12 protein-coding genes are annotated in these 14,037 nt (G+C 59.5%); 8 read left to right on the top strand and 4 right to left on the bottom strand.

The genetic code is table 11. The features are described 5' to 3' along the window. The first annotated feature begins 1 nt into the window (after nt 1). The 5 genes from leuS to holA all read left to right on the top strand — a co-directional run bounded on the left by leuS (nt 2) and on the right by holA (nt 7,047). The gene (gene leuS, locus B9Y51_RS09685) at nt 2-2,467 is read left to right on the top strand and encodes a leucine--tRNA ligase (protein WP_085529746.1); all 2,466 of its coding nucleotides are present in this window, start codon (nt 2-4) and stop codon (nt 2,465-2,467) included. 7 nt (nt 2,468-2,474) lie between these two features. After that, nucleotides 2,475-3,422 (top strand): DegV family protein, encoded by a 948-nt coding sequence (locus tag B9Y51_RS09680; protein ID WP_085529529.1) that lies wholly within the window; start codon nt 2,475-2,477, stop codon nt 3,420-3,422. Nucleotides 3,423-3,515: 93 nt separating this feature from the next. After that, complete coding sequence (locus B9Y51_RS09675; RefSeq protein ID WP_085529528.1) at nt 3,516-4,412, top strand: ComEA family DNA-binding protein; 897 nt, start codon at nt 3,516-3,518, stop codon at nt 4,410-4,412. Continuing rightward, nucleotides 4,406-5,977: a ComEC/Rec2 family competence protein gene (locus B9Y51_RS09670; RefSeq protein WP_085529527.1), complete on the top strand. Its 1,572-nt coding sequence runs from the start codon at nt 4,406-4,408 to the stop codon at nt 5,975-5,977. The genes B9Y51_RS09675 and B9Y51_RS09670 overlap by 7 nt, the downstream gene beginning before the upstream one ends. A gap of 56 nt (nt 5,978-6,033) precedes the next feature. Further along, complete coding sequence (gene holA / locus B9Y51_RS09665; RefSeq protein WP_238651018.1) at nt 6,034-7,047, top strand: DNA polymerase III subunit delta; 1,014 nt, start codon at nt 6,034-6,036, stop codon at nt 7,045-7,047. 78 nt (nt 7,048-7,125) lie between these two features. Here holA and rpsT read toward each other — a convergent pair whose 3' ends face one another. Beyond that, on the bottom strand, nt 7,126-7,389 hold the full coding sequence (rpsT, locus tag B9Y51_RS09660; RefSeq protein ID WP_048678366.1) for a 30S ribosomal protein S20: 264 nt from the start codon (nt 7,387-7,389) through the stop codon (nt 7,126-7,128). A 213-nt stretch (nt 7,390-7,602) separates the two neighbouring features. Next, a complete protein-coding gene (locus B9Y51_RS09655; protein WP_245826133.1) occupies nt 7,603-8,109 on the bottom strand; it encodes a type II toxin-antitoxin system PemK/MazF family toxin in 507 nt (168 codons plus the stop codon). A 123-nt stretch (nt 8,110-8,232) separates the two neighbouring features. Between B9Y51_RS09655 and lepA the strand changes: the two genes are divergently transcribed. Further along, nucleotides 8,233-10,089: a translation elongation factor 4 gene (gene lepA / locus B9Y51_RS09650; protein WP_085529525.1), complete on the top strand. Its 1,857-nt coding sequence runs from the start codon at nt 8,233-8,235 to the stop codon at nt 10,087-10,089. Further along, nucleotides 10,086-11,312, top strand: coding sequence for a radical SAM family heme chaperone HemW (gene hemW / locus B9Y51_RS09645; protein ID WP_085529524.1), 1,227 nt, complete (start codon nt 10,086-10,088; stop codon nt 11,310-11,312). Before lepA ends, hemW begins: the two co-directional genes overlap by 4 nt. A gap of 41 nt (nt 11,313-11,353) precedes the next feature. Here the strand turns inward: hemW and B9Y51_RS09640 are convergent, their stop codons facing one another. Together B9Y51_RS09640 and B9Y51_RS09635 are read right to left on the bottom strand one after the other, a co-directional pair. Continuing rightward, entirely contained in the window at nt 11,354-11,773 is a 420-nt protein-coding gene (locus B9Y51_RS09640) for a DUF4870 domain-containing protein (protein WP_048678655.1), read from the bottom strand. 146 nt (nt 11,774-11,919) lie between these two features. Next, nucleotides 11,920-12,789 (bottom strand): DUF3097 family protein, encoded by an 870-nt coding sequence (locus B9Y51_RS09635; RefSeq protein WP_048678358.1) that lies wholly within the window; start codon nt 12,787-12,789, stop codon nt 11,920-11,922. Between the two features lie 197 nt (nt 12,790-12,986). Between B9Y51_RS09635 and hrcA the strand changes: the two genes are divergently transcribed. Beyond that, entirely contained in the window at nt 12,987-14,000 is a 1,014-nt protein-coding gene (gene hrcA, locus B9Y51_RS09630; RefSeq protein WP_085529523.1) for a heat-inducible transcriptional repressor HrcA, read from the top strand. Nucleotides 14,001-14,037 lie beyond the last annotated feature (37 nt).

The raw sequence follows: 14,037 nt of genomic DNA, 5'->3' as shown, positions 1-14,037 counted from the left end.
CATGGACGAGAAGACCTACGACTTCTCATCCCTGGAAGCGACGTGGGCGGACTACTGGGAGCGAGAGAAAGTTTTCGCCCCACTCGACGACGATTCACGGGAACGCAAATATGTCCTGGACATGTTTCCTTACCCGTCAGGGGACCTTCACATGGGCCACGCTGAGGCCTTCGCCATGGGCGACGTCGTCACTCGCTACTGGAAACAGAAGGGCTACGACGTTCTGCACCCGATCGGCTGGGACTCTTTTGGACTGCCGGCGGAAAACGCGGCCATCAAGAACAACACCCACCCTGCCGAGTGGACGTACAAGAACATCGAGACTCAGGCGGCCTCGTTCAAGCGCTACGGTATCGCCGTGGACTGGTCCCGCCGATTGCACACCTCCGATCCGGAGTATTACCGCTGGACCCAGTGGCTGTTCCAGCAGTTCTATGCCAAGGGACTTGCTTACCGGAAGGATTCGCCAGTTAATTGGTGCCCCAAAGACCAGACCGTGCTGGCCAACGAGCAGGTGGTCAATGGAGCCTGTGAACGTTGTGGCACGCAGGTGACGAAGAAGTCCCTGAACCAGTGGTACTTCAAAATCACCGAATACGCGCAACAGCTCTTGGACGACATGAAGCAGTTGGAAGGCCACTGGCCCGATCGTGTCTTGGCGATGCAACGAAACTGGATCGGTCGTTCGGAAGGCGCAGAGGTCACCTTCGACGTCGAACAGACCGATACCCAGCCCGCGACTCAGCTCTCCGTTTTCACGACGCGGCCCGATACCCTGTATGGCAATACCTTCTTCGTGGTCGCGGCGGATTCCGATCTTGCCGTGGAGCTCGTGACGCCGGAGCAGAAGAGTTCCCTCGAAGCGTACCGGGAAGAGGTCAAGGCGTTCTCGGACATTGAGCGTCAATCCAGCGATCGCCCTAAGACGGGTGTGTTCATCGGTCGTCATGCCATTAACCCGTTGACGGGAGAGCGCCTCCCCATTTGGGCTGCCGATTACGTCTTGGCCGATTACGGCACCGGCGCCATCATGGCCGTTCCTGCCCATGACCAGCGAGACCTCGATTTCGCGCGGACATTCGATCTTCCGGTCCGAGTGGTCGTGGATACCGACGCCGAGAACCCCGCCGAAACGTGGGAAGCCACCACCGGCGAGGGGACCATGATCAATTCCGGTGAGCTGAACGGTTTGGGCAAAACCGAGGCCATCCGACGGTCCATCGAGATTCTGGAGCGTGAAGGCAAGGGCGAGGGCAAGACCATCTTCCGCCTGCGTGACTGGTTGCTGTCACGTCAGCGCTTCTGGGGCGCGCCGATTCCCATCATTCACTGCGAGTCCTGCGGAGAGGTGCCCGTACCGGAGGACCAGCTTCCGGTGCGCCTTCCCGACAACCTCAAGGGCGAGGACCTCTCGCCGAAGGGGAAGTCACCTCTGGCGGCCGCCACGGAGTGGGTCAACGTTGAGTGTTCGAACTGCGGTGGGCCGGCGCAGCGGGACACCGACACGATGGATACCTTCGTGGATTCCTCGTGGTACTTCCTGCGTTTCGCGGATCCACATCTGGATACTGCGGCCTTCGACCCGGAGGAACTGCGCAAGTGGGAGCCCGTGGACCAGTACGTCGGAGGAGTGGAGCATGCAATTTTGCACCTGTTGTACGCTCGATTCTTCGTCAAGGTGATTCGAGATCTCGGCTACATCGACTACGACGAGCCGTTCCGGGCCTTGCTGAATCAAGGACAGGTCCTCAATGGCGGAAAAGCCATGTCGAAATCGTTGGGCAACGGGGTCGATCTCGGACAGCAAATTGACGAATATGGCGTTGACGCTGTGCGCACCACCATGGTCTTCGCTTCTCCGCCAGAGGACGATGTCGACTGGGCCGATGTTTCTCCCGGCGGAGCCGGTAAGTTCTTGGCCCGAGCTTGGCGACTGGGGCAAGACGTCGGTTCGGCTTCTCCTGTAGATTCCTCGGGCGACGACGCCTTGCGTCGCGTCACCCATCGCACCATCCACGAGGCCGAGCAAGCGTTGGAGTCGCATAAGTTCAACGTGGTCGTCGCTAAGACCATGGAATTGGTCAACGCGACACGTAAGGCCATCGATTCCGGCCCCGGCGTGGGAGACCCTGCAGTTCGTGAGGCCACGGAAGCCGTAGCCGTATTGTTGTCGCTGTACGCGCCGTACACCGCTGAGGACCTGTGGCACGAAATTGGCCACGAGACACCCGTGTTGACCGCGGGGTGGCCTTCCGTCGATGAAGCCATGTTGGTCGATGAGACGGTGACCGCCGTCGTTCAGATCAAGGGTAAGGTCAGGGCCCGCCTCGACGTTGCCAAGGATATATCCGCAGAGGACTTGGAAGCCTTGGCCTTGGCGGACGCCACGGTGCGGAAGAACATCGGAGAGTCACCGATCCGCAAAGTGATTGTTCGTGAGCCTAAGCTCGTCAATATCGTGATCTGAGGTTCGTGTGAGCACGGAATCCCGCCCCCGGCAGAAGGTCGCGATCGTCACGGATTCGGCGATCGGTCTCGGCCCGGCGTTGTCGACCAGACTGCGTTCCGGGGGCGGATTCGTCTCAATTTCCCTTCCCTTGATGGTGGGGGATCAAATCTTCACGGAGGAAGATGACCCTGGTCTGAAGGAACGGTTGGTGATCGCCAGCGCCGAGGGTCGCCGTATGACAACATCCCGGCCTTCGCCGGGGGCTTTCGCCGCGGCGTATGAGTCCTTGGCTTCCGAAGGATTCGAACATATCGTGTCGATTCACTTGTCGTCGGAACTTTCGGGGACCGTCGACGCCGCGAGGGCTAGTGCCCGAGGGGCGAAAGCCTCCGTTTCCGTGATTGATAGCCGGACCGTGGCCATGGCACAAGGAATGGCGGTTGTGGCCGCTCTCGACGTCGCGCGTTCCGGAGGCAGCCCGGCTGAGGTTGAAGCCGCGGCCGGAGAAGCCGCCCGATGTGCTCGGTTGCTCTTCTACGTGCCCACGCTGGATGCCCTGGCTCGTAGCGGTCGGATTCCGAAGAGTCTTGCTATGGTTGGCCAGATGTTTCAGATTCAACCGATCGCAACCGTCCAAAAGGGTCGGCTGAAATATGTGGAAAGGCCACGTCAGGAGGCCGCCGCCGTCAAGCGCTTGGGCGAATTGGTGGTGGTGGATGCTCGTCAGGCGTTAGCGGAAGACGAAGCTTCACGAGGTGAAGACGGTCGAGTGGTGGTGGCCATTCAGGATTTTTACGGAAGCGCTCTTGCTAACCGCCTTGCGGATTTAGTCACCCTCGAACTCGGCTCGAGAGCGATCGTCGTCCGCTCGGAGGTACCGCCCGTATTGGCCATCCATGCCGGTCTCGGCCCGGTCAGTGCCGTGTGTGAACCAGCAGGACTGGTGCCAGAGCTTTCGTCCACATCGAGCTGAGTCCCCGGATGAAAAGCTAGTAGTTCCACAGGGAAGAGGCGTGAGCGGTCGCATCTCGGGAAAGCGATTGCGCTAGCCGACTAGCTTCTCCGTATGGACGATTTTCTCACGGACCCGGAAGCTCATGCGACGGATTCTCACAGTGTGCGCCGTCGGGCAACCTCGCGACCGCGAACCGGAACGGCTCCTGGGCGCGAACGGTTGAATGCGCTCATGGAGCGGTCGCGAACGCGATTGCCCAGCGAGAACGAGGATGCGCTTGATGCGCTGACCAAGGACCGATCGCAGAACGGCACCCTACGGGCCAGTCGCAATGCACGGAATCCATCCAAAAGACTGCTCGGTCTTGCACCTAGACCCCGCGCGACGATCGCCCTCGTTGCCATGGTCGTCGTCGCTCTGGTGGGATCGTATGTTTTTCTTCCTCGCCACGGGGAAACCGCGAACTTGGCCGTGGAAACCTCAGGGTCAACCGTGCCTTGGGAATCTTTCGAATCGAGGTTCGCTGGAGCGTCTGGATCCTCGACGGCCATTTCGGAGGCCACAACTGGCGAGATCACCGTACACGTGGTGGGAGCCGTAAAGAGACCGGGCCTGGTCAGATTGCCACCCGGCGCCTTAGTGAATGACGCGATCGAAGCCGTTGGGGGAGCGATCGAGGGTGCTCGGCTGGAGGACATCAATTTGGCCGAACAGGTCACTAGTGGTCAGCAAATTCGAGTGCCGCGTGCGGGCGATGATCTTCCATCTCCCCGTGACGGTCAAGTCTCAGCTCATGACGCGAGTTCCACGAGCCACGGCAAGATCAACATCAACACCGCCGATGTCGAAGAGCTCCAAAAACTCCCTAAAGTCGGACCGAAGCTCGCCGAACGCATCATCGAGTGGCGAACCCAGCACGGCCCATTTCGCAATCTATCGGAGCTGGACGCGGTTCCCGGGATCGGCCCCACGATGATCGCTGCGCTGGAGCCACTGGTCTCATGGTGAATTCTCGGATTCATGACGGCCAGGTGAGGGGCGCTAACTTCCGTCTTTTGCCGGCCGCGGTCTGTGCCTGGGGCGTCGCGTCTGTCGTGGTCACCAGCGGGAGGGAGCTGCCGACATGGGGTGTTCCACTCGTGCTTGGTGCGGCGACGACGTCGTGCCTGATGAGCGCATGGGGCTTAGCCTGGGGCCGTCCACTGGTCACCGCCGCGGCTGCAGCTTTGTGCGTGAGCCTTCTGGCCATCGCTGGAGTGATGTGGCGATGGGACGGACTAACCCAGCAAAGTCTCTCCGTATCGATGCGACGGGCCGCAGAGAACGGGGAACGGGTACGGGTCACGTTTCGGCACGATAGCCCCTTGAGAGTAGTAGCCGGAAGATTTGAGGATTCATGGGTGACCGACGTCGATCTTCGCCGCATCGACGCCGGCGGAGAAATTTCCGAGGGTTCTCTCCCTACGGAGGTGTGGTGGAGCGACCGTGAGTCATATCACTTCCTCGAAGAAGGAGGCCACCGAGACTATGTCGCGATTGCCAAGCTTCATCCGAGTTCCGACGGGCATCCGGCACTTCGGTTGGTCTCTCAACCGATCGTCGTCAGCGGTGAATCCTCGGAGCATGAACCTTTTCCGCCGTGGGCGCGAGCAATCAGAGAAGACACCGTGAACAGGGCGGAGAAGTTGCTGGACCGTGACGTCGGCGCTTTGGTCACCGGTATGAGCTACGGGGACGATTCGCGTATGACTCCCGACACCAAGGAAGCTTTCAAGACCAGTGGCCTGACGCACCTCACTGCCGTCAGCGGATCCAATGTCGCACTGGTGACTCTGCTTGGTTTACGAGCCGCTCGATGGGCAGGGTCTCCCAGAACGGTCAGCCTACTGCTGGGAATCGCGGCCGTCGTCGGATATGTGTACCTCGTCGGCCCCGACTCATCCGTGCTGCGTGCCTCATGGATGGGCGTTTTAGGTTGTTGGGGGATGATCCTCGGACGAGGCGGCTTCGCCCTGTCCTGGTTGTGGGTCACGGTGGTCGGGCTACTCATCGCCGATCCGAGGCTGTCTCACGACGTGGGGTTCACCCTATCGGTCTTGGCCACGGCCGGAATTCTCTGTCAGGGCAAGGCCCTTCGGGATATGTGTGAGAGATTCTGCCCCGTCGTCCTAGCGGAAGCCGTATCGATGAGTACGATCGCTACGGTGTGGTGCGCCCCGGTGATCACCGCCATCTCGGGCGTTTGGGGCACCTACACGATTCCCGCAAACGTCGTCGTGACGCCGTTGGTACCCGCTGTCACGCTGGTGGGTCTTGCCGCAACCCTCATGGCTCCTTTTCCATTTTTTGCTGATGCCCTGACCGTGTGCGCCGGATGGTCGGCCTCTCCCATTGTTGGTGTGGCCCATGGAGTAACGGCTCTTCCGTGGTCGGTTCTCGAGATGGGGCAGAGCCCGTGGGCAGTAATAGGCGCGTGCTCCGTCAGCCTCGTGGCGGCGATGACTATTTTTCGATGGTCGACGACGGCACCAACTAGACTGGCCACCACCGGGGAAGGTGAAAATGAGCCATAGGATGGTGCCCGATCACCTCCGTTCACCGTACCGATCATCGATGCAGGGAGATTGCTGTGCCTCCACGTTCACCTTCCAGGGCTCCTTCAGGGCCAACCTGGCGAGACATCGAACCGGCTCCGGTGATTCTGTTGAGCGGCTCCGAAGAGTTCTTCGCTGTGCAGGCTCGTCGACGAGTGGTGGAACGCGTACGTGAATCTGTGGGTGAGGCCGAAATCCATGATGTATCGGCCAAGGACTACACACCGGGCGCTCTGTCGATGGCCACGAGCCCCTCTCTCTTCGGTGATGCACGCGTCGTGGTGGTGCGGGATGTGGAACGGATGAGCGACGAATTCCTGACCGAAGCATTGCCGTATGTGCAAAGCCCTGACCAAGAGTCCGTCGTCATCCTGCATCACGGGGGAGGAAACCGGGGAAAGCGCCTCCTCGACGCGATTAAAAAGGCCAAGCACCCTGTCGTCGAATGTAAACCGCTGAAAAACGACCGCGACAAAATGGATTTCGTTTATCAACTGTTTCGGTCGGAAGAGCGGCGCATCGAACCGGACGCGGCCAGAGTCCTTATCGCCGCCGCGGGCACGGACGTCGCCGAATTAGCCGCGGCGAGCCAACAACTGATGGCCGACGGTCCAGCGACGATCACCGACGCCGTCGTCGAAAAGTACTACGGCGGCCGTGTCGAAGTGACCGCGTTCAAGGTGGCTGATGCGGCGGTCAGCGGAAAGAGCGGCTTTGCTCTCAGGGCTCTTCGACAAGCTCTAGATTCGGGAGTGGATCCGGTGCCGCTCGTAGGCGCTCTGTCGATGAGGGTCCGGCACATTGCACAAGTCCATGGCCGGCGGGAGAACTCCTCAGCCTTGGCAAAGTCACTGGGGATGGCGCCCTGGCAAGTTGAGCAGGCGCAACGTGATTCGCGTCGGTTCTCCTCAGAGTCGTTGAGCCGGGTTATTCGAGGGCTCGCGACGGCGGATGCACAAGTTAAGGGGGAAGGCCACGATCCGGTTTACGCGCTGGAAAGGGCCGTTCTGACACTGTCGACTGCCGGTTCTCGGGGGAGAAACGGCTGATCGGATCGGTAGAACTAAAAGTCGAAGGGCCCTTCCCAAATGGGAAGGGCCCTTCGGCTCACGTTTTCCTGAGACAGACTAGGAAAGAGCGTTCACGCGCTGGCTCAAGCCCGACTTCTTGTTCGCAGCGTTGTTCTTGTGCAGAACACCCTTGCTCACAGCCTTGTCGAACTTCTTGCTAGCAACGGAGAGAGCCTGGACGGCCTCGTCCTTGTTGCCAGCGGCGACAGCGGTGTTCACCTTGCGAACGGCGGTGCGCAACTCCGACTTGTAGGCGTTGTTACGCAGGCGCGCCTTCTCGTTGGTGAGGATGCGCTTTTTCTGAGACTTGATATTAGCCACTTAAAAACTTTCTGTTTTGTCTAATAGGTCAGTGAGGGCAAACGAGCCGAATCTTGACTGAGCGGCGTGGGGATGCCTATGGCAATCCGGCCCGCAGTGCCCGATGACCATCGGACACACAGCTAACGAGTTTATCAGAGCCAAAGACATGGAGCCAGGGTAAACACACCATGAACCACGCCACTAACGTGAGCCGAAGATGCCGGAGAGCACCTATCGCGACGAGTTGACCTCGGAGATGACCCGATCGAAGATTTCCCGGCTCACCGCGGCCCCTTCGCGCCGGACCTGTTGTCCATTGACTCGAATGATTCGATCAACCTTGACCTCAGAATCCCGGCCCTGCTTGTCCCACGGGCCGCTCCCTATATCAACGTATCTCTCGTCGCGGTGTCGACTGTTGTTGTGATCTTTGCTGGTGAGCATCAGCCCTAGAAGGTCCTCGCCGTCTCGGCCGACCAAGAGTACCGGTCGATCTTTGCCGCGCGAGTAGTCCTCCTCAAAAGGAACCCACGTCCAGACAATTTCACCCGGATCGGGACGACCGTCGGGCTTCGGCGAATAACTGGTATTGAGGCGACCGTGGTAATCACCTCGATACGAGGCGCCCCGAGCGCCGGCGTTGCGCGGGGCGCGAGACGAGGTGGGCGTCGACGACTCTTTCTGAAGCTGCCGGACCTGGCGAAAAACGGATCGGCCCAAGCGAAAGATTCGGTTCACGGTGTTTCCATCGAGATTCATGGCCCCAGCATAGGGGACAACTTCGCTAACCACGGGAAAACATGGGAAACTAAGACATTGACCGGCACGAGCGTGCGACCCATCCACGAAAGGAAGGCCCCCGTGGCACCACAGGCGAGTCAGGGCCCTCGGCCCGCCGCAACGGATCCGACAATTCTGCGGAACTTTTGCATCATCGCCCACATTGATCACGGGAAGTCCACGCTCGCCGACCGCATGCTGCAGGCGACCGGCGTCGTCACCCCGCGTGACATGAAGGCGCAATACCTCGATCGCATGGATATCGAACGCGAGCGCGGCATCACCATCAAATCTCAGGCCGTCCGTATGCCCTGGGAAGTGGACGGAACCGCGTACGCACTGAACATGATTGACACGCCCGGTCACGTTGACTTCACGTATGAGGTATCCCGCTCCTTGGCTGCGTGCGAAGGCGCATTGCTTCTTGTCGACGCCGCTCAGGGCATCGAGGCTCAGACCTTGGCCAACCTCTACCTGGCCATGGAAAACGACTTGGCCATCATTCCGGTGCTCAATAAGATCGATCTTCCGGCCGCTCAGCCCGAAAAATATGCACAAGAGATTGCCAACCTCATCGGCGGGGACCCAGAGGATGTCCTCAAAGTTTCCGGAAAGACCGGTGAAGGCGTCGAGGAGTTGCTTGACCGCATCGTTCGGGACTTGCCGGCACCGCAGGGAAATCCGGATGCTCCCGCACGGGCCATGATTTTCGATTCCGTCTACGACTCGTATCGCGGTGTCGTGACCTATATCCGCGTCGTCGACGGCAAACTTTCGCCACGTCAACGCATCGCTATGATGTCGACCGGCGCCGAGCACGAGCTCTTAGAGATCGGCGTGATCTCACCTGAGCCTCAACCCACAGATGGACTCGGCGTCGGCGAAGTAGGCTATCTGATCACCGGCGTTAAAGATGTTCGACTCTCCAGGGTGGGCGACACGGTTACCGACGGTCGCCACCCCGCCGAGGAATCGCTAGGTGGCTACGAAGACCCCAAACCCATGGTCTTTTCGGGACTCTTCCCGATCGACGGCTCGGACTACCCGGTTCTGCGTGACGCGCTGGACAAACTCAAGCTCAACGACGCCGCGTTGGTCTATGAACCTGAAACATCCGCGGCCCTCGGCTTCGGATTCCGGTGTGGCTTCTTGGGAATGCTCCACTTGGAAATTATTCGTGAGCGCCTGGAACGTGAATTCAATCTGTCCCTGATTTCCACGGCTCCCAACGTCATCTACGACGTCGTCCAAGAAGACGGATCCTCGATGCGGGTGACGAGTCCCAGCGGATTCCCCGAGGGCAAGCTTCAGACGATCGAAGAGCCCATGGTGGCCATCACCATCATTGCTCCCAGCGAATTTGTGGGAGCCATCATGGAGCTGTGTCAGTCGCGCCGCGGGCAAATCGGGGGAATGGACTACCTCTCGGAAGAACGTGTGGAGCTTCGATACCGACTTCCACTCGCCGAGATCGTGTTCGACTTCTTTGACCAGCTCAAGTCCCGCACCAGGGGGTATGCATCCCTGGATTGGAAGTTGGATGGGCAACAAGAATCGGATCTGGTCAAGGTGGATATATTGCTCCAGGGTGAGCGAGTCGATGCCTTCTCGGCGATTACCCATCGCGACAAAGCGTATTCCTACGGCGTAACCATGGCGGCAAAGCTCAAGGAACTGATTCCGAGGCAACAGTTCGAGGTGCCGATCCAGGCGGCCATTGGTTCGCGCATCATCGCCCGTGAAAATATTCGGGCCATCCGTAAAGACGTACTCTCGAAATGCTACGGCGGCGATATCTCGCGTAAGCGTAAGTTGCTCGAAAAGCAAAAGGAAGGCAAGAAGCGGATGAAGACCATCGGTCGGGTAGACGTGCCGCAGGAAGCCTTTGTCGCGGCGCTCAGCTCAGCGGATGAGGCCAAGGATAAGCCCAAAAAGTGAGCCCCGCTCAGCCCACTGGTGACCCGGCCCCGCGGGACGGGCGTCTGCCAGAATCCGTCCTGAAGAATGCCTCCGGGCGGACTTTCAGCCTGTATGTTCACGTTCCGTACTGCTCCATACGGTGTGGGTACTGTGACTTCAATACCTATGCCACGGATGATTTCGGCGATGGCGTCGGACGCCTCACCTACGCACAGGACGCCTTGCGGGAACTCGATATCGCTCGCTCCATCTTGGAAGCTTCAGGAGTTGCCCCAAGACCCATGCATTCGGTGTTCTTCGGTGGCGGTACCCCCACCCGTATTCCTACGGAAGACCTCGTTGCCATATTTCAACGAGCTCAGGAGGTATTTGGGCTGGAAGACGGCGCCGAAGTCACGACCGAAGCGAACCCAGACTCCGTAGAACTAGAGGATCTCCAAGCCCTCAAAGAGGCAGGTTTCACTCGTGTCTCTTTCGGAATGCAATCTGCCGTTCCGAGGATCTTGAGTATCTTGGACCGAACTCACGAACCATCGAATGTTCCAAAGGTCGTGGAATGGGCCAAACAGGTCGGCCTCGAGGTCTCGGTGGATCTGATATCCGGGGCGCCGGGCGAAACGCTGGAGGAGTGGCGTACATCCGTAGAAGCGGCCATTAGCTACCGTCCGGATCATATTTCTGCCTATTCGCTCATCGTGGAGCCAGGAACCAAGTTGGCATCGCAAATCGCTCGGGGTGTCTATTCTGAGGTCGACGACGACCAGCAGGCCGACATGTACCTTCTCGCGGACGAGCTCCTGCACTCGGCAGGATACGAATGGTACGAGGTGTCTAACTGGTCACGGACGGACTCGACGAGGTCCCGGCACAATCTGGCCTATTGGAAGAACCAGGATTGGTGGGGGATCGGCCCTGGAGCGCACTCTCACGTCAATGGCGTGCGGTGGTGGAATATCAAACATCCCCTTCCGTACGCGCAGCGGGTCCGCCAAGGGGACTCGCCGGCGATAGCGAGGGAGATCCTCGATGCCGATACTCGCTACATGGAGACGATCATGCTCGCGGTGCGGATTCGCGAGGGGCTGGAAACTCATAAGGTCCGCCCCGAAGGTCGAGACCAGACGCACTGGTTGGCGCAGCAAGGACTCCTCGAGCGGGAGGCGCTGGAGAGAGGCGTAATCAGGCTGACGCGTCAGGGCAGGCTCTTGGGCGACGCCGTTGTTCGGGATCTTCTCGTCTGATGGCGCCCTAGCCTGGGCCGAGAATCAGCCGTGGAGACGGCTCAGCGGGAGCGGCGTCGGGAAACCCAATCGAGGGCCCGAGTGTTCCACCGATATTGGTACGGGTTGCCGCGATTCACGTGAATTCCGGCGATGAGTGCGGAAACGGCAAGGTAAACCCAGACGATGGCTGCAATGAGCCCGAAGAGCCAGCCGATTCCGGGTACCACGGACAATGCCACGCACACCACGATGACAATCGACGGAACGAGAGTGAAGTTCAGTGCTTCGCGAGCTTCTTGGGCCGTAAATCGGCCACGAGCGCGAAGGGTCGCATAGATGATGGCCGACGGAACGCACCCGACGACCCCGCCGAAATGAGCCATGGTGGCCATCGAACGGTCGTCTTTAACGCTCAAGGGCTGCGGCGTCGCCGATACTCCCTCGAACGGTGGTTTCTGCTTGGTGCTCGTGGTCGTCAAAAACTCGCCTTTTCTGCCGAACCTGTCGTTCATTGCGTCACACAATACTTGTACCGATGATACCGGTGTTGAGGATGCTCCGGTACATGCTCATCGACACCATTCCATGTCCATCATCAACTTGCCAGCAACCAACGCCCGCTAAGTCACGAGGCGCTTGCCGGTGGCTCCGTCAGGAAATCGATAATGTGTTCTACCGGTCCGAGAATACCCGGATCGAGGTCTGAGTATGTGTTGACACTCGATAGTATCTTCTTCCAGGCGATTGCGCGTTGTGCGGGCGTGGAATGTGGCCAACCAATTCGCTGGAGAATCCCGGTTTTCCAATCTTCGCCACGGGGCACGGTCGGCCATACATCGAGTCCGACGGTTGCGGGTTTCACGGACTCCCAGACGTCTACGTACGGGTGCCCCACGAAGAGCACATTGCTGCGGGCGCCAGGCAGGCGCATTGCTTCTTCCGCAAGTTTGGACTCTTTGCTTCCGGGGACAAGGTGGTCCGCGAGGACGCCGAGCCGTCGTTGAGAGTTCGGTTGAAATTCGCGGATGTAATCGGCGACGTGGTCCAGTCCATGAAGGGGCTCGACCACAATGCCTTCGATGCGGAGGTCTTCACCCCAGACCTTCTCGATGAGTTCCGCGTCGTGGAGACCCTCGACGACCATGCGAGAGGCGCGCGCCGTTCGAGCCTTCGCTCCGTGAACGGCAACCGACCCCGAACGGGTTCGTTGAGGAGCGTTCTTCGTGGGAGCCTGAGGCACGGTGAGTTTGACGGGTTCTCCCTCATAAAGAAATCCATAGCCCATAGGAAATTCTCGGACGGCGCCATGTCGGTCTTCGAGGCCGACCACGCGTTCACCGCCGATGGCTCGCAACGTGACAGCCGCACCAACCCATCCGCTCTGGACTTCTTCGATGACCATGCCGCGACGTACCTCAAGGATCTGAGGCTCGACCGGACGATGACTGATGCGGCCATCGCTGATGTCCTGGGGACCCCATCCGTATCGATCCATCGGTGCTCCTCACGGCTGTCTTATGACGTTGGCCTCGTGGCCAGTGGACAATATATCGCGGCCGCTCGCCGAGAGCTGATCGTGCCTCGTATATTTTCCGTGATCGGTTCTCGAGCGTAGACTTAGCAGACGGACTGGCCAAGTGCCAGACCTGGCCGGCACATCCATGGTTGAAGCATCGAGGAGGGGACGCACCCGTGAATCAGCCGCGACGTCTCGAAGTTCTCAGCGCCATTGTTGAGGACTACGTGCATTCTCGTGAGCCGGTGGGTTCCAAAGCTCTCGTGGAACGGCATAACTTGGGTGTGTCGAGCGCGACGGTGCGTAACGACATGGCTGCGCTGGAAGAAGCGGGAATGGTCACCGCGCCCCATGAAAGCGCAGGCCGTATCCCTACGGATAAGGGATACCGCGCCTTCGTCGACCAAATTTCTTCCATCAAGCCTCTCTCTGCCGCTGAGCGACGAGCCATCGCGAGTTTCCTCGATTCGACCGATGAAGTCGATCGAATGATGGAGAAGTCAGTGCGGTTATTGTCGCAATTGACGCGTCAGGTCGCATTGGTCCAATACCCCACGAAGACGGGTGCGAAAGTCCGCCACCTCGAGTTCGTGACCATGGCCCCTCGAATAGTTTTGGTCGTTCTGATTACCCATAGGGGAGGAGTCAGCCAACGCGCCGTCGAAGTGCCTGACGACGTGCCCGAAGAATTCGTCGTTCGGTTGAGGGCTAAGTTCCTCGACAAGGTGTTGGATCGCTCCGTCGGTGACCTCGAACAGCCCTTGGTATCCGCGGTAGCGGAATCCGATCCGCTGTATCGTGAAACTTCGAGCCTGCTGGCGGCCACCGTCGCCATCCTGGGCCGCGGAGAACAAGAAGAACGACTCGTGATGGCTGGAACGTCCTACCTCGCGGAATCGACCGAAGACTTTACTCGAAGCATCGCCCCCATTCTCGACGTCTTGGAGGAGCAAGTGGTGATGTTGAGATTGTTATCGGAAATCGACAACGATGCCCGTGGGGTCTCGGTGCGAATTGGCCACGAGAATGCGGAGACCCCACTCTCCGATGCCTCGGTCGTGGCAACGGGCTACGGGCCCGACCTCGCATCGAAGCTCGGAGTCGTGGGACCCACACGCATGGATTATCCAGGCACCATGTCCGCCGTGAGGGCCGTGGCTCGATATCTCTCCCGAATTTTGCACGAGTAAAAACCCAGCAGCTTTACATCGTAGAAACGTGGAATCC

Source organism: Kocuria massiliensis, assembly GCF_900169715.1.
Classification (GTDB): domain Bacteria; phylum Actinomycetota; class Actinomycetes; order Actinomycetales; family Micrococcaceae; genus Rothia; species Rothia massiliensis.
The sequence above is the reverse complement of the archived record's forward strand: the minus strand, read 5'-3'. Positions and strand labels throughout refer to the sequence as shown.

Bases quoted from the DNA above. Each gene is read 5' to 3' on its own strand.
- leuS (WP_085529746.1), top strand. From the start codon at position 2: ATGGACGAGAAGACCTACGACTTCTCATCCCTGGAAGCGACGTGGGCG.
- B9Y51_RS09675 (WP_085529528.1), top strand. From the start codon at position 3,516: ATGGACGATTTTCTCACGGACCCGGAAGCTCATGCGACGGATTCTCAC.
- B9Y51_RS09670 (WP_085529527.1), top strand. From the start codon at position 4,406: ATGGTGAATTCTCGGATTCATGACGGCCAGGTGAGGGGCGCTAACTTC.
- B9Y51_RS09635 (WP_048678358.1), bottom strand. From the start codon at position 12,789: ATGGATCGATACGGATGGGGTCCCCAGGACATCAGCGATGGCCGCATC.